The sequence below is a fragment of the Xanthomonas sp. WHRI 7945 genome, assembly GCF_035026585.1.
Window position 1 is genome coordinate 111637 of record NZ_JAYIQP010000001.1, and the last position, 26184, is coordinate 137820.

Annotated in this window: 13 protein-coding genes and 1 pseudogene; 2 read left to right on the top strand and 12 right to left on the bottom strand. The window is 69.3% G+C overall.

Translation table 11 applies throughout. The annotated features are described in order from the left end of the window. Nucleotides 1–14: 14 nt before the first annotated feature. Nucleotides 15–101: pseudogene (locus VDQ83_RS00415) on the top strand (hypothetical protein); the annotation flags it as partial. Here VDQ83_RS00415 and VDQ83_RS00420 read toward each other — a convergent pair. From VDQ83_RS00420 to VDQ83_RS00465, 10 genes are all read right to left on the bottom strand, one after another. Further along, on the bottom strand, nt 65–859 hold the full coding sequence (locus VDQ83_RS00420) for a SapC family protein (protein WP_455433470.1): 795 nt from the start codon (nt 857–859) through the stop codon (nt 65–67). The pseudogene VDQ83_RS00415 and the gene VDQ83_RS00420 overlap by 37 nt on opposite strands. A gap of 95 nt (nt 860–954) precedes the next feature. Beyond that, on the bottom strand, nt 955–2676 hold the full coding sequence (locus VDQ83_RS00425; RefSeq protein ID WP_455433471.1) for a putative porin: 1722 nt from the start codon (nt 2674–2676) through the stop codon (nt 955–957). A 53-nt stretch (nt 2677–2729) separates the two neighbouring features. Continuing rightward, nucleotides 2730–3434, bottom strand: coding sequence for an energy transducer TonB family protein (locus VDQ83_RS00430; protein WP_455433472.1), 705 nt, complete (start codon nt 3432–3434; stop codon nt 2730–2732). Between the two features lie 4 nt (nt 3435–3438). Then, complete coding sequence (locus VDQ83_RS00435; RefSeq protein ID WP_263395912.1) at nt 3439–3852, bottom strand: ExbD/TolR family protein; 414 nt, start codon at nt 3850–3852, stop codon at nt 3439–3441. Between the two features lie 11 nt (nt 3853–3863). Continuing rightward, the gene (locus tag VDQ83_RS00440; RefSeq protein WP_455433473.1) at nt 3864–5693 is read right to left on the bottom strand and encodes a DUF2341 domain-containing protein; all 1830 of its coding nucleotides are present in this window, start codon (nt 5691–5693) and stop codon (nt 3864–3866) included. Between the two features lie 38 nt (nt 5694–5731). Next, nucleotides 5732–7435 (bottom strand): ShlB/FhaC/HecB family hemolysin secretion/activation protein, encoded by a 1704-nt coding sequence (locus VDQ83_RS00445; protein ID WP_455433474.1) that lies wholly within the window; start codon nt 7433–7435, stop codon nt 5732–5734. Between the two features lie 172 nt (nt 7436–7607). Next, nucleotides 7608–21167: a filamentous haemagglutinin family protein gene (locus VDQ83_RS00450; RefSeq protein ID WP_455433475.1), complete on the bottom strand. Its 13560-nt coding sequence runs from the start codon at nt 21165–21167 to the stop codon at nt 7608–7610. Between the two features lie 325 nt (nt 21168–21492). Beyond that, the gene (locus tag VDQ83_RS00455; protein WP_455433476.1) at nt 21493–22542 is read right to left on the bottom strand and encodes a FecR family protein; all 1050 of its coding nucleotides are present in this window, start codon (nt 22540–22542) and stop codon (nt 21493–21495) included. Next, a complete protein-coding gene (locus tag VDQ83_RS00460; RefSeq protein ID WP_309913550.1) occupies nt 22542–23078 on the bottom strand; it encodes an RNA polymerase sigma factor in 537 nt (178 codons plus the stop codon). Before VDQ83_RS00460 ends, VDQ83_RS00455 begins: the two co-directional genes overlap by 1 nt. Next, nucleotides 23075–23752 carry an STN domain-containing protein gene (locus VDQ83_RS00465; protein WP_455433477.1) on the bottom strand — a complete coding sequence of 226 codons (678 nt, stop codon included), beginning with the start codon at nt 23750–23752 and terminating at the stop codon, nt 23075–23077. Before VDQ83_RS00465 ends, VDQ83_RS00460 begins: the two co-directional genes overlap by 4 nt. 51 nt (nt 23753–23803) lie before the next feature. On the opposite strand from VDQ83_RS00465, the gene VDQ83_RS00470 reads away from it, so the two are divergent. Continuing rightward, nucleotides 23804–24301, top strand: coding sequence for a hypothetical protein (locus VDQ83_RS00470; protein ID WP_455433478.1), 498 nt, complete (start codon nt 23804–23806; stop codon nt 24299–24301). A 50-nt stretch (nt 24302–24351) separates the two neighbouring features. On the opposite strand, the gene VDQ83_RS00475 is transcribed toward VDQ83_RS00470, so the two are convergent. Beyond that, nucleotides 24352–24705 carry a hypothetical protein gene (locus tag VDQ83_RS00475; protein WP_455433479.1) on the bottom strand — a complete coding sequence of 118 codons (354 nt, stop codon included), beginning with the start codon at nt 24703–24705 and terminating at the stop codon, nt 24352–24354. A gap of 304 nt (nt 24706–25009) precedes the next feature. Beyond that, on the bottom strand, nt 25010–26182 hold the full coding sequence (locus VDQ83_RS00480; RefSeq protein ID WP_455433480.1) for a tyrosine-protein phosphatase: 1173 nt from the start codon (nt 26180–26182) through the stop codon (nt 25010–25012). Nucleotides 26183–26184 lie beyond the last annotated feature (2 nt).

Below are 26184 nucleotides of genomic sequence, written 5' to 3' on the forward strand. Positions count from 1 at the left end.
GGTGGTCGCAGGCCCTGGGATCGCCGCTGCCAAAGTACTTGGCCGAAGATGCCGACCCGGCGGCTCAACGCGCCATCAGGTCAGTGAAGCGCGCCAGCGAAGCCAGATGGAAATGCACCAGCGACAGCCATCCGTTGCGGTGCCACTGGACGATGACCTCCTCGGATAGCGTGGCGAACTTTTCCGTGTCCACCACGTGGAAGCCGTCGATGCTGGCCTTGCGGCCGTCGGGGAAGGTGATGTTGGCGGTACGCTCCAGCAGCAGGCCCTGTGCGGCCAGTTGCGCGGTGAACTGCCGGGTCGCCCGGTCTTCGCGGGTGAAGGCTTCGCAGAACTGCAGCGCCTGCCGGGTCAACTCGCTGGGCTGGCCGCCTTCGAACAAGGCGAGTCCCTCCTCACCGGACGCGACCACCATGTCGGCCTCGGCGTCGATCGCCAGCGCGTAGCCTTCCGGTTCGTCCATCTGCACGAACACGAACGGATAGCGGCGCACGTAGGCGGGAACATAACTGCCGGCCGCCCAGGCCTCCCCGTCGACGAAGCGGTTGCTGTCCGCCTGCAGCCCCAGCAGCGCCATCGGCATGTAGTCGTTGCCGGCGAAGACCAGCGGGTAGCAACGCGACGCCGCGGCGAACTCGCCGGCCACCACCGGCACCGAGTGGCTGCGCGCGGCGAAGCCCACGCCGGCCGGGCGCACGCGCCAATCCGCGTGGTCGTGCGAGGAAAGCAGCACCGGCCGGCGATAGAACATCGGCCAAGGCGAGGCCGCCGGCTGCGGCGGCGTGCCGGCGTGAGGCGGCGCGCCGGCGGCGTGGTCCGTCGGCGATGTGGCTGCGGCGTCCATTGTTTCGGAAGTCATGTCGTGTCCCGTCTGGTTCGATGTCGTTGGTGCAACAAGGGGTATTGGTATTGCCGTACGTATCGACGCACGGCGTTCCGGGGCCACTGGATGCGTCAGAAGCCGGCGTTGACTTCCAGCTGGAACAGGTCGATCGACAACGGCGCGCCCGTCACTTCCTTGGCCGCCATCCAGCGCCCGCTCAACCACACGTTCTTGTCGAACATGTAGGAGGCGCCGAGGTAGTAGCCCTTGGCATTGGTTCCGCCCAGATGGAAGTTGGAGTCGTTGAAGCCGTCGGGCAGTGCATCGGCCTCGATCCGCTTGTAGCCCAGCCAGGCGTTCCAGTCCCCGGATTGGGTGAGCGCCAGGTTGCCGAACGTGGCCTGCGCCAAGTAGGCGGTATCGCCGCTGCGGATATCCTGCGGCCCGGCGACGGCGCCGGCCGCTGCGCCCAGGTTGGTGACGATGCCGCCGTTGGCGCGCTTCCACATTTCGGCCGGGTCGTAGGCCAGGTTCTGCAGCCAGTTCGCTTCCAGGCGCACGCCGTAGCCGGCGAACGCCGGCGCTTCCCATTTCAGGTTGACATCCAGCAGTTCGAACTCCGACGCCAGGCCCACGTACTGCGGCAGCGGCGTGTTGGCCGGGTCCAGCGGATCCAGCGCGATATCGCGCAGCAGCATCAGCGTGTTGCCCTTCTGCATGAACGCCGGACGCGACCAATCGGTGCTGCAATGGTCGGCGCCGGCATACAGCGCGCAGGGCTGCGACAACTCGCCGGCGACGTTGCGGAAGTCGTAGTAAGCCACCGCCGCACGCAGCTTCTGCGCGTTGCCGAACTCCCAGCCCGCGCCCACCTGCAGGCCGTTGAGCCACTTGTTCTCGCTCTGCATCTTGTTCTGGCTGGTGCTGGGGAAACCGTCGGACGAATACTCCAGCGGGGTCATGCCCAGCGTGGCGAACAGCGACAGGCCGTCGGGCCCCACTTCGTCGGCGTACTTGAACGCGATGCCGTCGAAGTTCAGGTCGTTGGAGAACAGGGTGTCGGTGGACCAGTAGGGATTGCCGAAGCGGCCGCCGACGATCTCCATCCAGTCGACCGGCGACCAGGACAGCCACGCTTGATCCAGCCATGCGTCCTTCTTGGCCAGGCCGCCACCCAGGGTCTGCGTGGTGGACACCGGGCCGTCGTCGCTGCCCGACGCCAGGCGCACGCCGGCGCGGGTGTGTTCGCCCAGGTCGGCGACCACTCCGATGCGCGCGCGGATGCGCCAGGAATTGTTGCGGTCCTCGCGGGTATTGCGCAGCGGCGGCAGGTTGAGATTGGTGTTCTCGTTGATGTCGTAGCCGGACCCTGCGTTGATGCGGCTCCAGTCGACCTCGATGTCGCTGTTGCGCTCCGAATACAGGCGCGATTCGTTGCGCACGCGCACGTCGCCCTGCACGCGCAGGCGCTGCGTCCACTCCGGCACCTGCTCCGGCGCCGCCCAGCGCTCGGCCTTGGCCTGTGCCATGACTTGCGCTTTGACTTCGTCGCGGATGCCGTCGCGCACGGTGTCCGGGATGTACGGCACCCGCACGTCGCCCGGCTGCGCGGCGATCGCCGACGCCGCTGTGGCCGGCGCGGCCTCGCGCTGGGCTTCCTCCAGCAATGCCTGCCCCACTTCCGGCTTCAGTGCGCCGCTGTCGATCAGGCCGCGGATCAGCTTGATCATCGTGCTTTCGCTGCGCGCGCCCTGCGCCTGCGCGCCGGTGGCGAAAAGGGCCAGGCCGATGCCGGCGGCGACGGCGGTGGTGCGCAGTCCGCGCAAGGCGGAGCGTATGGTCGAACGGGTCATCTGCTTGCTCACAAGGTTTGGAAGTCTTCGAAAGGGTTGATTCGAACGCATGCTCATCCGGCCGGACGCCGTCCCTGCACCAGCACGCGCGCGGGAAATTTCAACGAGGCCGGCGGAATCTCGTCCACGCGCCCGACCGCGCGGATGACCGCGAGCACCGCTTCGTCGGCCTCGTGGTTGCCGCTGCCACGCAACAGCTCCACGCGGGTCAGCTGGCCCGAACCGTCCAGCCACACGTGCACGGTCAGCTGGAAGGCCAGCTTGCGGATGCGTTCGTCGCGGGACACCGCCTGCTGCAGCACGTAGCCCAGGTAGCGGCCGTAGGACGCGTTGCCGCCGCCACCGGCGCCGCCCGCGCCGGTGCTGCCGCCGCCGCTGCCGGACTGGATGCCGAAGTTGTCGGTGCCGGCCTGCGCGTCGGCATCCATGGTCACCGGATCCGCTGCGTCGGGCGTGGGCGCTTCCTCGGCCGGCTTGGGCGCTTCGTCCAGCGGCTCGGGTTCGGGCATCGTTTCCTCCGGCTCCTGCTCTGGTTCCGGTTCGGGCTCCGGTTCCGGCGGCGGCGGTGGCGGCGGTGGCGGCAACATCACCATCGGCGTCTCCGCCACCGGGCGCCGCGTGCTCGCCGCGTCCTTGAAGAGCAGGTACCAGGCCAGAAAGCCCAGCGCCGCGATCAGGCCGATGGAGGCGAGGACTGCCGGCAGCCAGCGTGGCCATGGGCGCGTGGGTCCGCCCCGATCGGGATGGGAGGAAGTCACGCCGTCACCCCTGTGGCTTGCCGGTGACCAGCCCGACCTGGCTGATCTCGACCTTGCGCAGCAGGTCCAGCACCTCGACCACGCGCGCGTACTGCACCTGCGCATCGCCGCGCACGATCACCGGGAAGTCGGGGTTGACCGCCTTCTCGCTGCGCAGCCGGTCTTCCAGTTCGGACAGGCTGACCGGAAAGGCGTCCAGGAAGATCTGGCCGGCGTTGTCGACAGTAATCGCCTTGGTCTTCGGCTTCTCCAGCGCCATGCTCGAGCTGGCCTTGGGCAGGTTCACCTGGATGCCGGGAATGGTCGCGTTGCTGGTCAGGATGAAGATCACCAGCACCACCAGCAGCACATCGACGAACGGGGTGACATTGATCCCCTTCTCGCGTTTCTTGATACCGAATCTCTTGGGCCTGGCCATGACGCGCCTCCTCAGGCCTGCACGGACGCAAGCGGCGCCGGCGATCCGGAACGGTCGAACTCTTCGGCCAGGCGCGCGGTGAACTCGTCGACGAACACCGCCATGTCGGCGGCGATGGATTCGGCGCGCGACGCCAGCCAGTTGTAGCCGAACAACGCCGGGATCGCGACGCCCAGGCCTGCGGCCGTGCACAGCAGCGCGGCGGCCATGCCGGGCGCCACCGAGTTGATGTCGACCGCACCGGCCATCGCCGCGACCGCGAACACCAGCATGATGCCGATGACGGTGCCGAACAGCCCGATGTAGGGCGCGCCCTCGATGGTGGTGGACAACCAGTTCATGCGCTTGGTCATGCGCTCGGCTTCGCGGGTGACCTCCGCATCCATCGACGCGCGGATCGAGGTGATGGCCGCCGCCGACAGCCCGTGCGCGCCGCGCGCCTGGCGGCCCTGCAGCTCGTCCATCGCGATCCGGTAGAGCCGCCACAGCGTGGAGGTATCGCGGATCTGCGCGCCGATCGCGCCCTGCTTCTCCAGGTCCTGCAGCGTCGCCACCGGCGCGCCCACGACCTTCTTGTACTGCTGGGTGAAGGCGGCGTTGGCCTTGGCCACCGTACCGAAGTAGCGGCTCTTGGCGACCATGATCGCCCACGACAGCAACAGCATGATGCCCAGCACGATCACCACCACCCACGCATCGACCGGCATCGCCTTGAGGATGAAGCCGAAGTGGCTCACGCCGGCGGTCTGTTCGTCCTCGCCGAACGCGGTCAGGCGCGACTCGGCGCCCTGCGCGCTGGCATCGGCCAGCAGCACGGCGGCGGGACGGGCGACCTTGGACACGCGCACTTCGTCGATCGCGCCGGCGAACGGGTTGGCCGGCGGAATCGCCGCGGCGGGCGCGGCCGGATCGGTCGGCACCGGGGCGGCAGCCGCGGCGTCGCCGCCGACCAGCGCTTCGCCACCGAAGGCCGGCAACGCCGCGTCGATGCGTGCGGCCTCGCGTCCGCCCACGTACAGGATCGCCGCGCCTTCGCTGGCGACCAGCGCGACGTGCGCCCATTGGCCCGCCTTCAACGGCGGCACGGCCGCGCTGCGGCTCTGCCCGATCTGGACATAGGGCACGCCGTTGTCGAGACCGACGAGCAGCGCATTGCCTGCTTCGCGCCGCGCATAGATCGCCTGGTTGGCGCCCAGCTGTTCCGGCTTGATCCAGGCGGAGAAGGTCATCGCGCCGCCGGCGGTGGTCGCCAGCGACGGCGATCCCGGCAGGCGCATCGGCTGTCCGGCTAGCAGCGCGCCGCGCCCGATCACCGCGCCTTCGGCAGCGGCCAGCTTGCCCGCCGCATGGTTGGCGTAGGCGGTGGTGTCGCGCGGCTCGGCGCCCGCTTCGGCGAAGTGGTAGACCGCGGTGTAGTCCGGGTCGAACGCCAGCTGGCCGTTGCCAGCGGCCGGCGCGTTCGGATTGCCGTAGTACATCCAGATCGTCTGCGCGGCGGTGCCGTTGACGGCGGGCACGTCCACCCAGATCAGCGCCATGGCCAGGTTGGCGTCGTACTGCTCGATCTGGTGGTTGAGGATGGTGCGGCCGTCGCTGCCGACGAAGCGGATGTCCTTGCCGCCATCGGCCAGGCCGTCGAAGGCGAAGTTGCCGCTATGCAGGCGGATCAGCACCGGCACCCGGCCGACGTTGCCGCCCAGCGCCGCGCCCTGCGGGCCGGCGTCGATGGTGATCGGCTTGCGGTACTTCCAGTCCGCCTGCCACCACGGGGTTTCGGCATGGGCCGCGCCGAGCATCGACATGCCCAGAAGGAACAACAACAGGGTGATGAGGCGTTGCATTTGATGGAATCTCCGAGGTGTCGCGTTGGAAGGCGTGTTCAGTAGTTGGCGCCGACACTGATATGCAGGCGGTCGGCGTCCTTGGTCGTGGTCGGCCCGTCGGTCAGCGTGTGGCCGTAGTCGAGGCGGACGTTGAAGTGCTCGGTGACGCGGAAGCTGGTGCCCACGCCGATCGCCGCCATCGACGATGCGTCGTCCTGCTCGGCCAGCGGCCTGCGCAACCCCAGCCAGGCGCCATCGAGGAAGCTGTAGACGCGCCAGTCCTGCAGGTTCCACAGCGCAAGCGGACGGCTGCGCCACTCGATGGTGGCCAGGCCGCCGTAGTCGCCGATGCCTTCGGCGGAACGGTAGCCGCGGGTCGTGTACATGCCGCCGGCGGCGAACTGTTCGCCCGACACCAGCGGCTGGTCGGTCAGCTGCGCGGAGATCCGGGCGAACCATTGCGCGCCGTTCTCCATCGTGTAGGTGTCGCTGATGTCGGCCTTGACCGCGAAGAAGCTGCCGTCGGCATGCGCACGTTTCCAGTCGAACTCGTCGTCGCTGCTGCCGTAGCCGAGCAGGCTGCGCGTGCCGAACACGGTCTGCAGGCCGACGCTGAGATGGTGCTTGTCGCCCTGCCGGAAGCCGCTGTAGGCGAAGGTCACCGGCGCGTATTTCAGCGGGGCGAAGTCCGACGGCATGCCGACCATCGCCACCGACTCGTCCAGGTCCTTGAACTCCACGCCGATCGACAGCTGGTGCCACCACGCGCCGGCCATCGGCAGCGTGCGCACCAGCTTGGCGCCCAGGGCGTGGCCCTTGCCGGTGACATTGGTCTGGCCGGTGGACACGACGTTGCTGTCGGACGTGTAGCCGGAGAACTCCAGCGTCCAGTCCGGGCTTCCCAATGGCATGGCGTAGGAACCGGACCACACGTTCGCCTGGTCCAGGTCCTGCGGCGCGGCGAAGAACGTCAGCGACGCCACATGCTCCTTCTGCCACAGGTTGTCGTGGCCGATGGTGAGGATCGAGCGCAGCGGCTCGGTATCGGCGCTGTGGTCGTTGTTGAGCGTGGCGCCGAAACGCCACGGCGACTTGTCCTGCACCTTCAGGTCCACGTCCATGGTGCCGTCGGCCTTGCCTTGCTTGACCAGCGGCACCACCTGGCGCTTGGCGGTGCGGTTCAACGCCGCCAGCTGCTCCTGCGCCAGGTCGAAATCGGGCACGCTGCCTGCGCGCAAGGCAGGCACGCGCTCGCGCAGCGCGTCGCTGTCGTTGTGCTCGGCGCCGCTCACGCTGACCTGGCCGATGCGCGTTTCGGTCACCTGCAGGATCACCACGCCGCCGCTGACCTGCTGTTCCGGCAGGTCCACGTACACCGACTGGTAACCGTTGCGCTGGTAGGCCGCGTGCAGCGCGGTGCGCGCGGCTTCCACGTCCTGCAAGGTCCGCCCCGGGCCCAGGTAGGCCGAGACCGCTTTTTCGATGTCGCGGGCCGCCAGCACCGTATTGCCGCGCACCAGGTACTCGTTGATGTTGACGCGCTGCGCCGGCGGCGTCGGCGCAGCGGCTTGCGCCGCCACGGCGTCCGGCACTGTCGGCGGCGCTGCGTTTTCCGGCGGCGCCGACTGCGCGCTGGCCACGTTCAGGCCGGCCAGGATGCACAGGGTCAATGGCGCGAACGCAAGCGCCTTGTTCGATTGGAACATCGGTGGATTCTCGAAACGGAAAAGGGTGAAGAAGCCGTCGCGGCTGCGCTTCATGCAGGTGTCGGCCCGGGCGCGCGGAAACGGTTTCCCCTGCGTGGTTCCTGCGGCCCGCGCATCATGGCGCGCGCATGTATCGCCGACGTTGCAAAGGGCCGCGCTTGCGGTCCCGTCTCGTGGCGAAGGCGCTCGCTGGGCGCCTTCGCCACGAGCGCCATGACGATTGCCGTCATTGCGTGTCCGGCGCCAAGCGCGCGCGTTGCTCGGGCGTCAGCTCTCCCATGCCGACCACCTGCACCACGCTGTTGCTGTCGTAGCCCTCGTCCTTGCGCGGCGGTTCGGCGCTGCTGGAATCCTCGCCGAACCCCAGCACCTGCACGCTGATCACCGAGGGCCGCGACTGCTGCGTCTGCCGCTTCACCATGTCCTGCGCCGCCTGCACCGCGCTGTTGGCCGCCGCGCTGGCCGAGGTCAACGCACTGACGTTCACCGCCGCCACCACCGGGATGCCGGTGGCTTCGCCCTGGGTCTGGATGTTCTCGGCATTGAGTACCTGCAGCGCGGCTAGGTTCACGTTGCCCGACACGCGGATGCCGGCCTCGCCCGCATCGATGGTGCCCAGCGGCGCGATCAGGTCGATGTCGCCCGGCGGCACTTCGGGTACGGGATTGAGCGTGGCGATGCCCGCACCGGTGTTCGGCGCGCTCGGCGACAGGCTGACGTTGCCGACGTCGTCGTAGGCGCGGCGTTGCGGGGTGTACACCACCGTGGTCTTGCTGCCGCGGCCGGCGTTGATGTCGCCCTGCGCGGACCACGCCAGGATGTTGCCGCCGAAGGTGGTGAAGATGCGGCTCTGGCCCATGAGGATGTCGTCGAGCGCGTACAGGTTGATGTCGCCCTCGCCCTGGGTCATCACGCCCGATCCGGCACCCGGAACGAATCCGCCGTCCACGCCCACCAACGTGCGTCCGCCCGGCGTCATGATGCTGATGTCGCCGCCGAAGTTGGTGTGGATGCCGGCATCGAGCACGTCGTAGAACGCCACGTCGTAGCCCGGGCTGCCCAACGCCTCCCATTCGGCCTTGGTGATGTAGGTCTTGCCGGGGGTCGGGCGGTCCTTGCCGATGCCGTTCGAGGTCACCCAGTCGTTGTAATAGAGCGCGCTGCTGAACAGGGTCAGATCCCCTTCGTAGACGCGCTTGTGGCCGGCGGCGTCCTGCTCCGGCAACAGCGTGGCGATAGCCTCGCGGCCGCGCAGGTAGCTGCCGAAGCGTTGGCCGTCCTGGTCGTTGTATTCGCGTCCTGCGATCTTGAGTTCGGCGTAGTACACGTTGCGCAGGAAGGCGCGCTGCTGTTCCGGCGGCAGGCCGCCGAAGAACGCACGCGCATCCATCGTCGCCGCGTCGAAATGCAGGCCCAGGCCATTGCCGCTGCCGTTGCCGAAGCGCTCGCTCAGCCAGTTCACCAGGTGCAGTCGGCTCTCGACCTTGTATTCGCGGGAAAGCGAGCGATTGCTGGCGGCCTGCCCCTGCGCCACGGCGTCGTTGCGCCGCTGGTCCAGCTCGGTCTGTTTGCCGGCCAGGAACGCCGCGGCGCCGGCGTCATCGCCGCTGTAGCCGAACTCGCGCTGCAACCAGCGCGCCAAGGTCAGCTCGCCGCTGTAGATGGTCAAGGCCTTGCCGGGCTGATCGGCGAACGGCCGTTCGGAATCGGCCTGGTTGCCGGGATCCAGGTAACGCTCCGCAAAGCCGGACCAGTTCGCGCCATCGCCCATGCCGGCGGCAACGGCGATGCTCGCGCCGCTGCTGCGATCGTCCGGGGAGACGTTCACGACCGCCCCTAGGCTCTTCAATTCGCCCTTGTCCGCGAAGTAGAGGTGGCGCCCGGCGGTGACTTCCAGCAAGCCCGGCCCGGTGATGTAGAAGCTGCTGTGGCGGATATCGCGGCCCGCTTCCACCACCGAGATGTCGTCCGCATGCGTGTGCGAGATCAGGTTGCCCTTGCCGGCGACGACGGTGTCGTTCTTGCCCAGGGGCGTGCCGGAATCGGTGATGTCGCGGCCGGCGCGGATGGCCACCGGAATGGAGCCTTCGTAGCGCACGCCGTCGCGGCCCTGGTAGCCCAGCGAGGCGATGTTGCCGGTACGCAGCCCCACGATGTCGCCCTGCACCGCGTAGTACTGCGCCGGCTGCTGCGCCTGCGGCGCGTAGGCGGACGTAGCCGCACTGGCGAAGGTGAACAGCGCGGCGCCGTTGTAGCGTCCGCCCTCCAGCGCCCAGTCGCTATAGGCCGCCGCTTCCGGGGCCACGTTGTGCACGCGCACCGGATCGAAGCCCCACTGGCCGCCGCCGGTGTAGGACAGCAGGCCGGAGAAGCCGGGACGGAACGGACTGGTCAGCGCCAGCGGGTCGGCGGTCGAGGCGGTGATCGGATAGCCGCTGGCGTAGATCGAGTCCATCGCCAGCAATTGCAGTTCGCCCTTGCCGGTGACGTTGACGAACTGCTCGCCGTGTGGCGACGGCGCCAGGGTCAAGCCCATCGACACCCGCAACGGCGTCTGCCCCACGTTGTTGCGCAGCGGGGTGGTGCCCACGCCGTAGTACATGCTGCCGTTGGCCGCGACCGCGCGCAGGATCGAAGGATAGAAGTGGCCGTCCAGGCTGGCCGACTGGTTGCGGCCGTGGGAAGGATTGACCATGTCTTCCGTCACGCCGCTCTCGGCCCACGCGGTGGTCGGGGTCAGATTTCCGCCGGCGCTGAACAGATCCACCGCACTGGCCGGCGTCCACAGCGAGAACCAGCTCCAACCCTCGCCCTCGTGTGCGACGCCTTGGTAGGAGAACGGCGTGGCGTTGTACTGCAGGCTGCGGCCGGGATCGACCACGCCGCCCAGGACCAGATCGCCCCGGCTGTCCAGGCGTGCGGTCGCATCGCCGATCACCAGCACCGGTCCGCCGCCCGACAGCGAACGTCCGGCGGCGAAGGGATCGCCGCCGCGCGAGTCCAGGTGGTCGAGCACGCCATACCGCAGCTGCACGCCGCCGACGGCGCCGGCCTGCAGGTTCAGCGCGCCACGCAGGTTGACGAAGGTGCTGTTGAGATCGTGCTCGTTGCGCTGCAGGCCCGGGTTGGGATTGAGCGCGCCGCCGAGGCGGATGTCCAGATCGCCACCGCCAGTCTGTACCAGCTCGCCGGCCGCGGTCATCCGCCCTGTGCTGGCGACCGCCAAGTGCAGACCCTGGCTGCGCGGCGCATACGAGGTGGCATTTCCGGTCTGTCCGGCGAGCGCGGCATCGCCGCGCGCGCCGATCATACCGGCGTCGCCATTCGTTTCCAGCCTGAGGTTGCCGCCGCCCAGCGTGCCGATCCCGGTGAATCCGGTGAGGAACGGCGTATTGGCGAACAACGACTGGCCGGTCTCGTCCCGCTGGCCATTGGCCGGCCCGGCCACATACGTGCCGAAGTTGATCCACCAGGCCGCCGGCACGGCGTCCGCGCCGGTGTCCACGCTGCCGGTGCCCTGGCGCCAGAGCCAGCTGCCCACGGCGGTGGTACCGACATGTTCGCGGACGTTGCCCAGCGTCACGTTGTACCGGTAAAGCCCCGCGTTCTGTCCGATGAGATCGCCGATGACGTCGCCCTGCGCGCGCAGCAGCACGTTGCCGCCATGCTCCGGGTACCACGCCTGGTACAGGCTGCCGTTGCCCCCGTCGACCCAGGCCTCGTACTCCGTGCCTTCGCTGCCGAGCACGCTGCCATTGGCCAGTCGGCCCCGGCGCTGGTCGTACGCCAAGCCCAGCGATGCCGACGCGGTGCCTGCGGTGTAGATGCCATAGGGCGAACTCATCTGGAAATCGCCACCGGAGATCAGGTCCAGATCGCCGGTGCCGGTGCGCAGCACGCTGAACAGTTGCTGGCGTGCCGGCCGGCCTTCCACGCGTGTTTCGGCGGGCTTGCCTGGATCCAGGACCCCGGCCACCGCGCCAAGCCCCCAGTCGTTGAGTTCCAATGGCGTTTCGGAGATCAAGCCCATGTTGCGCAGCATCTGCATCATGTCCGCCGAAATCTCTTCGCCAGGCACGATGCCGACAACACCAATCGATTCCCACGTCGCCACGTCGACATCCGGCGCCCAGTGATAGGTCGCTGGCCTGCCGCTGCCGGGAATCTCCACTTCCATGAAGCCCAGGCCGAAATGCGTATCTGCCAAGTGCAGGCGGGCATCGCTGCCGTGCCGGACCAGCCGGGTGTCCGCCGCCGCCGTGTCCGCAGCGGCGACCAGGCGCAGATCCCACGATTGCGACCCTTGCGGCAACATCGGCGCCAACGCCCAGGTCCTGCCCTGGTTGCCGTCGGCATCGACCGCCGGACGCAGGTTGACCATGACCGCGTCGCCGGGAAGCTTGACGTCGGTCTCGCCGGGCACGATCGCGCCCTTGGCCAATGCCAGCGGCCGCTCCAGGGTCATGTTCGCCGGCAGCGGCACGCCGGCCGGCCACACGAAGGCCGCCATCTGCGTTTCCGATGGCAAGCGGAACCCGGCGCCTAGTTGCATGCCCGGCTGCAGTTCGACCGGCTGCTGCAGCACCGTGCCCGCCGCATGGACGACGTTGCCGCCGACATCGCGCACCGCCGCGCCGAGCACGCTGCCTGCCGGCAGCGTGAGCGCCTGCTCCAGCGGCATCGCGACGGGCAGCACCGTGCCTGTCGGCAGCGTCATGGCCTGGGTGGGCAGGTCGTAGTTGAGCGTGCGCCCGGCCGCGAACTGCGTGCCTTCGGCCAGGGTGACCAGGCCGCCATGCGGAATGATCAGGTCCCCGCCCCAGGGCATGCGCCCGGCCGGCAGCACCCAGCCCTTGTCGTCCGGCGAGACCGGCAGTTTCGATCCGTCGAAGCCGTCGCTCAGGCTGCCGAAGATTTCCAGGTCGCCGCCCGCGCGGATCAGCAGTGCGCCCGCTTCGCCCGAGCCGTACGCGCCGGTCAGCTGCGCATGCGGATTGACGCTGGCGTAGCGATGGCCGGACAGATCGATGTCGCCATCGATGTGCAGATCGCCATCGGCCGTGCTGCTGACGATCTCGATACCCGGGCGGAGATGGAACTGGTTGCCGTAGGCGCGCAGTCCGCCCAGCTTGCCGTTCATCAGGCCGCCGTTCGCCAGCGCGTTGGCGACGAACTGCTGGCTGTCGGCATGCTTGCGGTCCAAGTAGGCCTGGTCGATGGTCTGGTAGTCGCGGCCGTCCACGCCGATATCCGTCCCGGCAGCGGCGTCGTCGTAGCGGTGGAAGGCATTGACGGTGACCGCACGGGCGCCGGCGATCCGCACCGTGCCCGACGCGTCGATGTCCACGTCGTTGCCGGTGGCGCCACCCAGGCGTGGCGCGTTGAGCGTGACGGTGCCGTAGTCGGCGCTCGCGCCGGCCACGCCCAGATCCATGCGCGCCCCGCTGCCGATGGTCAGGCGGCCATCGCCGGAATCTATTTCGATCGTCGCGCGGTTCGGCGCCTCGATCGCCTTGCCGTAGCTGTCCGTGCGCACCACGCTGCCGCTGGCGTCGAGCACCGCGCTGCCAGCCAGGGTGACGCCCGTGTTCGCCGCCAGGCGGATGCTGCCCACCTGCTCGCCGCTGGCATCGACCGTGCCGTTGACGGTCAGGCTGCCGTTGTCGACGGAGACGTTGATCTCGCGCGCCTTGAGTTCGTCGCCGACGGCCAGGTCGCCCTGCCCGAGCTGGAAGCTGCGGCCGCCGAACGCTTCGCCTGCGGTCAGCCTGGCGTTGAGGCCGCCGAAGTCGGCGATGCGCTGGCCGCGCACGTCGATGTAGCCGGAAGCGAACGGCACCGCGGTGCCGCCGGCGTCGTAGTGCCCGCTGCTGCCGGCGGCTATCGCGCCGGCCAGATCGACGCCGCCTTCCAGCGCCATCGCCGTCAGCTTGCCGGCGCGGTTGAAGTCGGCGGAGATATCGATGCGCGACGCCGCCGACTGGAGGACATCGCCCTGGCGGCTGTCGAGGACGACGTCGCCGCCCCAGCTGTATTTGCTGACATCGTAGAAATCGATCTTCCTGCCGGCCAGATCCAGCCATGCGCCATCGGCCAGCGCCACGTCGCCGTCCGCCGTCAGTGTCAGCCTGCCGCTGGGCAGCAGGACGGCGGTGTCGAGCGTCAGCGCGCCGCGCGCGTCCAGGACCAGTTCGGCACCCAGCGCATCGGCCAGCGCGGCGCTGTCCGGCGAGGGCCGACCGGTGCCCGCGGGTGCCGTGGCGGTGATGTTGCCGCCGGCCTTGATCGTGTTCACCGAACCGGCATGGCCGGTCAGCAAGGGCGTGGAGATGCTGAGATCGCCACCGCTGTAGCGGAACGACTTGCTGGCGTCGTCCCAGCCATCGCGGGACTGGTAAACCGACAGGCTGCCCTTGTGGTTGGCGGTGATCCGTTCGCTGGCATTGAGCGCGACGCTGGCGAATCCCAGGGCCAGGCGGTCGTGCGTGGCCAGCGTGTCCGCTTGGCTGCGCGGCCCGTAGCCGAACTCGATCTGGCGCGCATCGACGACCAGTTGGCCGCTGCCGGAACCCGGGCCGCCGGCGACCAGGCTGCCGGCGGCGCCCTTGGCGCCGTTCCAGACCAGCGTTTCGGTTTCGATGCGCGCCACGTCCGCCGCATCGCCATGGCCGTAGAGCGCGGGGGTGCCCAACACCAACTGCTTCAACGACGACTTGCCGGTGAGCGCGTCGAACGTGGACAACTCCACCGAGTCGAAGAAGTTCACCGAATCGCGCGCGGTGAGCACCAGGTTCTCCAACGCCGGCGTGCCGGTGCTGGTGTCGCCCGCCAACAACCGGTCGAGCACCTGCTGGTTCAGGGTCAGGCCATTGGGCAGGACGCCGCGCGCGGCGGCATCGGCCAGCGCCTGTTCGCTGCCGATGTTGATGCCGCCCACCGCCAGTACCAGGTTGCGCGTGCCGTAGCGCACCGAGTCGTCCAGCAGGAACGCCTTCTCGGTGGCAGCGGTGATCGTACCCTCGGCGTAGAGCCGCGTGCTGCCGGTGCAGCTGGCGCCCTCGGCGCAGGCGCCGATATCGATCTTGCCGGAACCGTAGAGGCCGTCGCTGGCTTGCGGTGCCAGCATGTCCAGCCAACCATTGGACAGCGCCAGCACGCCATTGAGGCCCGGTTCGAACACGTAGCCCAGCTTCGAGTCCCAGGCCGCCGCGCCGCGGCCCAACGTGTCGATGGAGGCGCCCTGCTCCACGGTGATGCCGCCCGCGGGCTGCCCGCTGATCAGGAACACCTGGGCTGCGGACAGCACGGCGCCTTCGCGCAGCGTGATCGAACGCGCGCTGGTGTAGACGCTGCCGAGACTGACCAGGTGCGCGTTCTGCGTCCTGCGCTGCACGTCTGTGAACTGCGATATCAACTCGTTGCCGATGCTGAGGGTCGAAGCACCCATTCCGTTGAGCACGTCGGCATGCAGCGAGACGCCGTCGAATCCTTCGGTCGCGGCAGCGCCTTCGCCCAGGATCTCGATGTCCCGGCCACGCACCACCAAGGTGCCGCCGTAACCGCCTTCGGCCGCCGCGAAGCGCACCGTGCCGTCGGCCATCTGCAGGCCGTGGCGATCGTCCAGGCCATTGCCCGGCGCCAGGTGCAGGGTCTTGGCGTCGCGCTCGAGCAGCGGCCGCGGCACGCCGTCGCGCTCGGCCCAGGCCAGGCCGAACTCGGCAAAGCTGGTTTCGTTGTACTGCGAATAGGCGCGCAGCGTGTCGGCCGAGGTGAGGATCGCCTGGGTCGGCAAGGCGTCCGCGATATCGGTACCGGCGACGCTCAGCCGCGCGGATGCGCCGTAGGAGCCGTTGCGCATCGGGCTGACCGCGCCGGCGGCCGCCACGCTGTTGGCCAGGCCGTTGAGCTCGACGCGGAACGCGCCGGGCAGCAAGGCGTACGAGGGCGGCAGCAGCGTGTAGGTGCCGGCGGGCAGGCCGGGCACGCCTTCGCCCAGGGTGATCTGCCGACCGATCGCGGGATCGCCGGCGCCGTGTTCCTGCGCTACCGGCGCGTAGCCCGGCTGCGTGCCCGGGACGATCGCATAGACCGGATTGGTCGACAGGCCCGGCAGCACGAAGCCACCGCCATCGGCCGCCATCTGCACCAGCGGATTCAGGCGCGCATCGGTGGAGCCGCCGCGCCCGGACAGGAACGCCGCACCGGCCAGTTTTCCGCCACCGGACAGATCGATCGATGCGCCGTCCTGCACCTCGATCCTGCCGCCGTCCAACTGCACCGAACCCATCAGGCTGCCGAGGCCCTGATAGGTCACGTCGCGGCCATCGTAGGTGTAGGTCAGGCCGTCGACGGTGCCGCCGTAGGGCATGGTCAATCCGGCGGCGCTGGCCGAGGTGATGCTGCCGGGACGAAGGACCACGTTGCTCGGCTGGCCGACGTCGTGTTCGTCCGGATCCACCAACGTGTTGCCACTGCCCATGACGATTGTGCCCAGCGGCGCGCGCAGCACGCCGCCCTGGTCGATCGCGCCGGAGCGCAGATACAGGCTGCCGAAGACGGAGAACGGCACGCGCGGCTCGGCGCTGCCGGTGCGCTCGATGCGCTCGATGCGCTCGATGCGCAGGCTGCGCTCGCCGTCGAACGCCACGGCTTCGCCGCCCCACTGGTTCAAGTAGGGATAGCGGCCGACGTTCACCTCGGCCAGCGCGCCGGTCGCCGGATAGATCTGGCTGGCCGCAAGCACCAGGTCGCCGCCGGTGTCCAGCGACGTCCGATCCTTGGCGGTGGCCTTGAGGAAGCGCAGATCGCCCTGGCTGCGCAGCTCCACGGTTTCGAAGCCGGCGCGTTGCACGTCCAGCGGCGTGCCGCTGGCCTGGGCCGCGATGCCGGCGGTGCCGAAGGCCACGTCTTCGATGACATCCAGCAGGCTGCTGTCGATCGTCAGGCGCGAGCCTTCGAGAACGTCCGGCAAGCCCGAAGGCACCGGGTAGGGCATGGCGTGGTGGTCTTTCTGCGAGCGGGTGGCGCCGGCTAGCCGTACGTAGGGGGCCGCCAGCGCGATGTCGGCGCCTTGTGAACCCGGCGCAAGACTGATGCTGCCGGCGGTCAGGCGCAGGCTCTGGCCCAGCTGCAGGTCCACGCCATCGCCGATGCCGAGAACGCCGTTGACCAGCAGCGAGAGATTGTCGAAGCCGCCGGCCTGGATCCGGTCCACGCCGATGCGCGCATGGCCGTAGTCCAACCCGGTCCCCGCGTACCCCGGTTGCAGCTGTTCCGGCAGCGCTTCGCGCTCCTGCTCGGCCACCAGGTGCATTTCACGCACGCTGCGCACGCGCGGATCCGGCCTGTCGGCGAGCGGATAGTTCGGCGTTTCCAGCGCCAGCGCCAGGGTGCCGCCCGCCGCGCCGGCGCCGCCTGCCGCCGCGCGCAGGTCGCCATCGACGAACAGGCCATTGGAGCTGGCCAGATGGATCAGCCCGCCATCGGAGGCGATCGGGGCCGCCTGCCCTTGCGGGACGTCGAGCGTGGCCGCCGCGCCGGACGCCTCCAGCCGCGCACCGGGACGCACCACCACGAACGCGTCGGCTGCGCCGACCTCGGTGGCATCGGCCTGGTACGTGCCGCCGATCTGGATGCGGCCGCCATCGGTCACCTGTCCATAGCGGCGGCCCTGCGCGTCCAGCGCGACATGCGCGAGACCGGCGACATCCAGCAGCGCGGTTTCGCCGATCCACAGCGAGCGGTCATGCGACTGGCCCGTGTTCAGCGCGGGATCGAAGTCGTCGATGTGCAGATCGATGTGGCCGCCTGCAGCGCGCAACGTGCCTTCCACGGTGATTTGCCCGTTGCCGGTCAAGCCGATGCTGCGCCCGGGATCGACGCCGACGCGCGCGCCCTCTCCGATCGACAGGGTCGACGGCGCGCCGAAACGGCTGCCCGCGTGCAGTTGCAGGTCGGCGCCATCGCGGAGGGATAGCCGCGCCGCGGTCACGTCTTCCTGGAACTGCGGCGGCTGCCACAGCGTCAATGCCGCGCTCGGATCGGCCCCGGTCTCGACCAACCGCGCGCTGGACCGGTCCCATTGCAGCACCGGCATGCGCACGTCGATCGTGGCGCCCTCGGCGACCGCCAGGCTCTGCTGCCCGTGGATCTCGTAGGAAGAAAAACCCTGCGCGAACAGGTCCGCATCCAGATGCAGCGGCGCGGCCACCGCGACGTCCTGCTGGAGCACCCTGCCCGCGGCGATGCGGGTTCCCGCCTCGAACACCACCGCAACCGGTGCCCGATCGCCGGCCTTCACCACCGCCGTCGCCGGCTTGACCGCCAGGCCACTGGGGAACACCTTGCCCTGTACCACATAGCCGGTGGGAAACGTGCCATCGATGTTGGTGATGACGGTGCCGGCCGGCAACTGCGGCGGCGGGTTGTACGAGTACACGAAGATCTGCTCGCCGGCGGACGTGTTGACCCAATAGCTGGCGCCGGAATCGGGCAACGGCAGCGTCCAGGCGGCAGCGAGCGTCAGGTGGGTTTCCGGCCGGTTCATCGCGACCACCGGGGCCGAACCCACCGCCTCGCCCGGTTTGGCGTGGCTGCGCGTGTAGCGATAGTCCGACGGCAACACGGCGCCCTCGGCCACGCTGAAATCTGATTCGGTGATCAGATCGATCAGCGAGGCCTCGCCTTGCCTCAGCACGCCATCGCTGCCCGACACCTGACCGCCGATCACCACCGAACCGCCGGACTGCAAGGTCAGCCGGCCGCCGCCCTTGACGCCCTGGCTGCGCACTTCGCCTGCCAGCGTCAACCGTCCCGGCTTGGCGTCGTCGACGGTCTCGCTGGTCAACAGATCGCTGGCCATCAGCGCGATGTCGCCGCCGCGTCCGCCGCGCAGGGTGTCGTCGGCCATCAGCACCGCGCCTGCCGAGGCGTCCAGCAGCGCGCCTTTGCCCACGCTCACGCTGCCGCTGCTGCGCACGTCGATGTCGCCGCCGCCCGCATAGGGCATGCCGCCGATGTCGCCGCCGTCCCACGCCAGGTTGGTCCACAGGCCGCGCGTATCGAGCACCACACCTTCATCGATCGCCGTGCGCGCGGACATGCCGTCCGGCACGGGCGCCACCGCCGTTTCGATCCATCCCAGGTTGCCGGTCCATTTCTCGACCACGTTGCCCAGGGCAATGCGGCCACCGCGCGCGGTGAGATCGGCGCCAACGTCCACCTGCGTGGCGTGCAAAGCGATCTGCCCACCGGCCGCCACCGCGACCGCCTCGTTCACCTCCACGCCAGCGGTCGCGTAGGCCTCCAGCGAACCCAGTTCCTGACGGTTGAGCCAGCCCGCGTCCAGCACGATGCGTTGCGCATCGATGTCGCTCCCCTGCGCATCGGTGCCGGTCTGCCCCGTTTCCTCGTCGGCAGCCTGTCCGATGACGATCTCCTTCGTGACCGCGCCGGCGCTGTAGCGCAGGTCTTGCGCGTCCTTGTCGTACACCGTGGCGTAGCTGCCGACGATCAGCTCGCCGTTGCGCGCCGCGGCGGTCTGGCTTTGGCGATACCCGTCGAGGTCCTGCTCGCGCGCCTGGGTCTGCCGGTCGCCCTGGAACGTGGCGGTCTCGATGTCGCCTTCCAGCGTGGCGGCGCGGGTGGCCACGACCAGCCGGCCGGCGTCGCGGCCGACGGTGTAGCCGTTCTCCAGCCGCTTCTGCCTGCCGATCAAGGGACTGTAGTAGTACGCGGTGGCGGCACCGCCCCAGCGTTCGTGGGTATCCTCGAAACCACGGTACAGGCCGATGTACAGCAGGTCGCCCGGCGCGGTCGACGCGTTGTAGAGCTTGCCGTCGGCGCCCTTGAGGTGGGTCTGGTTGACATAGCCGGTCTGCACGTCGAGGGTGCCGCCGGACAGGTTGATGCTGGAACCGCGTTGGCTGACCAGCTCGCCACCGCCGAACTGCACGGTGCCGCCCTGCGCCGACCACTCGCCGATGCCATGGCCGGTGATGCCCAGGTAGCCGCCCACTTCCAGCAGCCCGCCGGCGGTGTACCAGCGATCGGCTTCGTAGCCGTTGGTGCCCGCCGGGACCAGCACCAGGTCGCGCCGGTCCAGCCAGATGTTGTTGTTGTTGAGCGCCTTGCCGTCGCGGTTCACCGGTGCGTCGCGCTGCTCGTTGCCCTGCACGTTGATCTGGACGTTGTTCGCTTCCATCGCGATCTTCACGCCCACGTGGCCGGACACGTCGATGCGCGCGCCTTCCTGCACCCGGCTGGTGCCGGCGGCGTCGACCAGCATCTGGCCGCTGGTGGCCAGCGTCAGGCTGCCGCCGTCGAAGGTCACGTCGCCGCCGCTGGCGATCTGCACCAGCGACTGGTCGCGGCGATGCTGGACGCCGTCGCCCGGCTTGTCCGCGTCCTTGACCAGGGTCTCGCGCTGCACGTCCAGCGCGGTGGTCGCGCTGTCGTCGAGCACGATCGCGGTCAGGCTGCCTTCGCCCAGGCGAACCTGGCCGTCCGCGTCGCCTGCGTCGTTGCTCAGGTGGATGGTGCCGCGGGTATGCACCGACGTGGTCGACAGCAGCGTTCCCTGCTGGCGCACGTCGCGTCCGGCCAAGGTGATGTCGCCGGTGCTGGCCTGGATCAGGCCGGTATTGCTCACTACGCCGCCGGCACGCGGCGCCGCGTCTGCGGCCTGGCTCGCGCCGGGTCCGGAACGCAACGCGGTCACCACATTGCCGCGCGTGGTCGAGGTCTGGTTCTGCTCGGTGCCCATGCCCTTGCGGATCACGAAGGCATCGCCGGCGGCCAGCGTGGCCTGGCCGTTGGCCGCGCTTATCTGGCCATGGTTATGGACCTCGGCGCCGAGCAGCATCACGTAGCCGCCGCCTTCGGTGACCGTCGACGGGGTGTGCGTAGTGATCTGGGCGCCGCGCTCGACGACGACGCTCCCGCTGGCCTGGCCGAAGCCGTTCGTGGCGCTGGCGAGATCGTTGGCGAAGGTGGGAACGAATCCGCTGCCCTTGGCCTCGCTGTAGAGCCCCTTGGCGAACTGCTGGTCGCTGATGTCCACGGCCGAGGCGGCCAGGTTCTTGACGTTGACCTGGCTGCCGCCGCCGAACACCACGCCGTTGCGGTTGACCAGGAACACCGTGCCGGGCGCGTTGATCTGGCCCTGGATCTGCGATGGCCGCGCCAGCGGATCGTTGATGCGGTTGAGCACCGACCAGCTCGCGTCCTGGCGGAAATCCACCAGGGTGTCGCGGCCGACGTTGAACGTCTCCCAGTTGAGCACGGCCTTGTCGCCGGTCTGCTCGATGGTGACGGTGGTCTTGCCGCCGGCGACCGCCTGGGTGGGGTCCTTCGCGTTGTGCCAACCGCTGGTCAGCGCGTTGTCGTCGATCTTCAGGCCGCCCTCACCCAGTCCGTCGGGCACGCTGGCCGGGCGCACCCGCGCCGCGTCGCGCGCGGCCTGCTGCATGCGCTGCTGCACGGCGATGGCCTGCGCCGCCGTGCCCAGGTTCTCCAGCGACGTCTTGAGCTTGTCGCGCGCCTCCTGGGTCTGCTGCTGGGGACGCGGCAGGTTGGCCGGCATGCCATTGGGCAGCTGGCCGGTCTGCGCCGCGGCCTGCTGCTGCGCGCCCTTGGCGGCGAACCAGCCGGCGCTGAATGCCTGCTGCGCATGCACGCTGCCGGCCATGCCGCTGGCCACCAGCAGCACGGTGATCGCATGTGCCAGCGGCTTGATCCGCAGGCCGCGGTTCGCGGAGTTGCGGCCAGCCTGGTTCGCCTGTTTCACCATTGCATCCACCCGTCGGAATATCGTTCGCTGATATGGACGAGCGCCTTCGCTCCATGCCGATCACGGCCGCGCATGCGGGCCACGATCGTCGCAATGCACCGCGTTGCGCTCGTTACGAGGGATAAGACCGGCGCTTGCGGCGCGGACTGAACCGCTGCAACAAAAATTTCATGAGCGCCGCGAAACAGCCGCAAATCGCCTGGCGCGTTTCATGCCGATGTCATGTGGACGCGCTATACCGCGCGCGCCCGACGCGCCTGCGGCATCCGCGGCACGCGGCGACCGCTCCCCTGCGATCGTCCGGCACCGCCTGAAGACCGCCTCAGCTCATCACGATCACGCCGCCCGGCATCGACAGGATCCTTGCGCCGTAGGCATCGCGCACCAGGTCGACGAAGGTGTCCAGGCGATCGAGCGGGATCCGCGCCTGCACCAGCCGCTCGGCCAACGCGTCGTTGGTCACCACGATCCGTCCGCTGCGGTGGCGATTGATTTCGTCCACGACCGCCGCCAGCGGCTCGTTGTTGAAGATCAGCAGGCCGTGCCGCCAACCGTCGATGCGCTCGGCATCGACCTGCGCCACCGATGCGATCCGATCCGGCGCCAACCGCGCCTGCCAGGCCGGCTGCAGCACCACGTTGCGTCCATTGCGGCCGACCCGCGCCTGGCCCTGCAGGCAGGTCACCCGGATGTCCTCGTCCACGCAACGCACGTTGATGCGCGAGCCGGGCGCGGCGACGACCTCGGCGCCTGCGACCAGGATCGAGACGCCTGCCGCCGCGGCGCGGGGCAATTCGAACTGCGCTTCGCCTTCCAGCAGTTCCATGGCGACCGGCCGACCGGCGCCGGCGGACTGGCGCTTCAGCGCGGTCCGGGTGGCCATCGCGATGGTCAATCCCTGCACGTCGAATTGGAGGCTTTCGCCGGTGGCGGTGCGGTAGTCGGCCGACATTTCCTGCCAGTCCGGCCACAGGCCCAACGGCGACTTGGCGACCATCCAGCCCGTGGCGGCCGCCACCGCGCCGCCGAGGAACGCGCGACGTCCCATGCGCCGCTCGCGCCCATGCCCGCGCCCGGCGCTGGCGCCCGGACGTGGCGCAAGCGGCATGGCGGCAGTGCTGGGCGCGGCAGCGGCATCGACCCGCTCGCGCTCGGCAGCCACCGCCAACCGGTGCGCCGGCTCCAGCGCCCGCCACACCTGCCGGGCTTCGGCAAAGGCGCGCGCATGCAGTGGATCGGCCTGGCGCCAGCGGCGGAACGCCTCCGCATCGTCCGCGGTGACGCGACCGGACGTCAGCCGCAGCAGCCAGTGCTGCGCCTGCTCCCTGACGGACGCACCGATGGGCATCGGTTCTGTGGTCTTCATATTCATCAGGACGGTTTTCCCGCCCCCGGACCGAACCGCTGCACGACTTGCCGGTCCAGCCGCATCGCGCAGTGCTGCAGCGCCTTCTTCAATTCCTTGCCGATCATCCGCAGCGACACGCCATGTTGCTGGGCGATGAGGTCCAACGGCCGCTGTTCGATCCGCGCCGCCACCAGGATCGCGCGCTGCCGCGGGCTGAGTTCCTGCAGCGCCTGCGCGAGCAACAGCAGTTCCGACTGGCCGAAGGCAACCACCGCCGGATCGATGCCGCCAGTGTCCTCGTCCATCAGCGCCTCGATTTCTTCGCCGGTCAGCACCCGCGCCTGGCTGGCACGCTGGTCCGAGGCGACGTTCACCGCCATCCGGAACAGGTAGGCGACCGGATTGCGCTGCGGGTGGGTCGCAGCGCCCATGCGCTCCACCCGCAGCCAGGTTTCCTGCAACGCGTCCAGCGCCAGATCGTCCGAGCCCAACCGCCGCCTCAAGCGCTTGCGGAAGGCCTCGTAGTTGTCGAGGAACAGGCTGCGTAGGCCGGCACTCATCGCGAGTGCTTGCACGGTGGTGTGGACGTGTCCGATTCCGGCAGCAACAACAGCATCACCGGTTGCGGCACCTCGCTCGGCAGGCCGCGCAGCGGCAAGCCGGCCAGGCGCCGCACGATCTCCGCATCGCGTTGCGCATCGCCGCTGGATTCGAACAGCTCCGGCTGCCGGATCCGATCGCGTTCGTCCAGCCAGAAGCGCACCCCGGCGCGATAACGCCCCGGGCGCGCCAGCGTCGACGCGCACAAGGCCTGCTCCAGCGAGCGCTGGATGACGCGCGCGCTGCTCGCGCGCGCAGCCGCGCTTCCCGCCGTCGTGGCGAGCGCCGCATGCGCGTTTTCGATGCCGGACGCGACGGTTTCTGCCGCCACCAGGGTGAACGCCCCGTCCTCCACGTACCTGGGCGCAAGCCCTGTGCCGACCAACATCAACTGCAGAGCCTCCCTTTGCCGATAGCGTCCCGCGACCGGCGAGGACTCCAGCCCGACCAGCAGGCGCGAATCGATCAGCACGGCCAATCCGGTCGTCTCCCCGAACGCCTGCAATGCATCGGCCAAGGGTTGCGAAGGGATGTCGAACGCGCGCACCGCCTCCACCCGCGCCTGCGCGCTGTCGCCCGATCGAGGTGTGTCCGCGAACGCTGGCGCCGGATGCAGCCAGGCGAGCGCCAACACGGCGAGCGCATACCACCTGCCCCTGGATGATCCGGACGCATGCCGCGGCGTATGGCTACCGATGGCGTCGCGTCCAGATGTCATCAAACTGCATGCAAGACGCGCCACCATCGCAACGCGGAATCCATCACACTAATCGGGCTCGATTTCAATCCAGTGACAGCCATGCCCCGACCTCGAACGTCGCGTCCCCGTCTGTCCATCCTGTCGATCGCCCTGGCGCTGTTTGCGGCCGATGCGCACGCGACCGATCCGCAACCGCCGGATGCCGACGACGCAGCGCTGCATTGCATCGAAGTCGAAGTGAACGGCGAACGCATTCCGGACTACGACTGCTTCAGCCAGATGCTCGCCGGCCAACGCATAGCTGCCGACGGCCGGCCCGCCGCCATGACCGCATCCGAGCGCATCGCCCGGCGCCCGCCGGCCGCACTGGGATTGGCGGATCGCGCCGCCACCAGCCAGCGGATGGGCAATGCCTTCGGCAAGTCCACCACCCCGCAACGGCCGCCACCGCCCGCGCCGCGCCCGGTCGTCCCCAACCGTTGAAGCGGCGAAGGAGCGGCTGCACGAAAATGGAACCTCGCGCGGCCGGCGCCTCAGTGCTGCGAGCCAGGCGGCGCGTCATCCGGATTCGCGCGCAGCGACAGTCCCAGCACCAGCGGTTGCCGCATATCGGCCGGCGGCGGCGCCGACAGCGGCTTGGCGGCCAACAGCGCGCGCAGGTCGGCGTCGGCCTGGGGGCTGCCGAGCGTCTGGAACTCGGCGCGTTCGATGCCGCCCTGCGCCGAGATCCAGATGCGCACCACCCACGGCTCGGCCTGTGCGGCCGCCACCTGCGGCTGCTCCAGCCACGCATGCAATCGCGTCACCAGTTCGCCGCCTGCGTCGCTGAGGCGGTGCTGCAATTCGCCGCTGGCGAGCGCGGCATAGCGCGCCCAGTGCGTGGGCACTGGTGCCGGCACCGACGTTGCCGTCGCCCCGGCGCCAGCGGCCAGCATCGCGCCGCCCAAGGCGAAGCAGAACGTTTTTGCCAGCGATAGCGTGCGCAAGCGATACCGCCAGCCGGATCGCCGGCGTCCCGTCTTGTCGTGTTGCATCTCTTCCGTCCTTGCAAAGTTTCGCCCGTGGTGCCGTGCGCAAGCGTGGGCGCGGCGAAGCGGCCGACTGCGCCGCGCCCTTGCGCTGCCGAACGCTACCGCCACCACGATGATCGGAATCGCGGCGGTGGCGATGACGCCCAGGATGCCGCGTCCGCTAGCGGGCGGCGCGCCGTTCGCTTGCGGCCACCAGCGGCGCAGGCTCCAGGTAGATCGCCTGCAGGCGCTTGCGGTCTTCGCGGCTCACCTCCAGTTCCTTCTCGAAGTAGGCGTCGAGCGAGCCGTAGTCGTTGCGGATCTGGTCGAACGCGGCCGCGATCAGCGAGGCGTCGGTTCCCGACAACACCTTCAGCGCTTCCGGCGGCAGCTTGCCCATCGCTTCCATCGTCGCGCTGTGCGGCCCGTCGGCCTTGGGCGCGCCCTTGGCCTTGGACGCGGCATGCTTGGCCTTGCGTGCGGCTTCCTGCTTCGGATAGACCAGCGCGCTCAGCGCGTAGTCGGCGCTGACCGTATCCGGGGCCACGCCCAGCGCGGTGAGCACCAGCGCGCCCAGCACGCCGGTGCGGTCCTTGCCGGCGCTGCAGTTGAACAGCAGGCCATTGCCTTCCTGCAGGTCGGCGAAGGCCTGCTTGAACTGCGCCGCGTACATCTTGGGCATCGTCCGGTAGAAACTGCCGAACACGCGCAGCGCGGCCATTTCCGGGTTGGCCGACGGCGTGGAGAACGCCTTGGCGAAGGCGCCCGGGTCGAAATCCAGCTTGTAATCCAGGCTGTAGTAGTCGCCACCTTGGGTGATGCGCTGCGCATCGGTCGGCTCGACCTTTCGCTCTTCCTGCGAACGCAGGTCGCAGATGGTCTTGATGCCGAGCTTCTGCAGGTAGGCGTAGTCGGCATCGGTCAGGTCGCTCATCACGCCGGAACGGTAGAGCCTGCCCCACTTGACGCTGCGGCCATCGGTGGTGCGGTAGCCGCCGAGGTCGCGGAAATTGACTCCGCCTTCCAGCGGCAGCACGCGTTCGGCGACGACTTCCTTGTGGCCTTCGTTGTCGTCGACCAGCACGTAGGGGCGCGTGCCGGCGGCATGTTCGAGCTCCACGCGGCCGGTGGCGCCGGGCGCATCGTCGATCCGCTTGGCGTTGGCGGGGACCTTGCCCTGGGCATCGCTGAGCACGAGGTCGAGTTTTTCGCCGGCGGCCAGCGCGCCGGTCCAGACCACGGCGATCCTGGTCGGCGACACGCGCTCGACGGCGATGTCGGTCGGCAGCTGCGCCTGCGCGTCGAACGCGAGGGCGGCAATGGCGAGGGCCAACAGTGGCTTGCTGTTCTTCATGT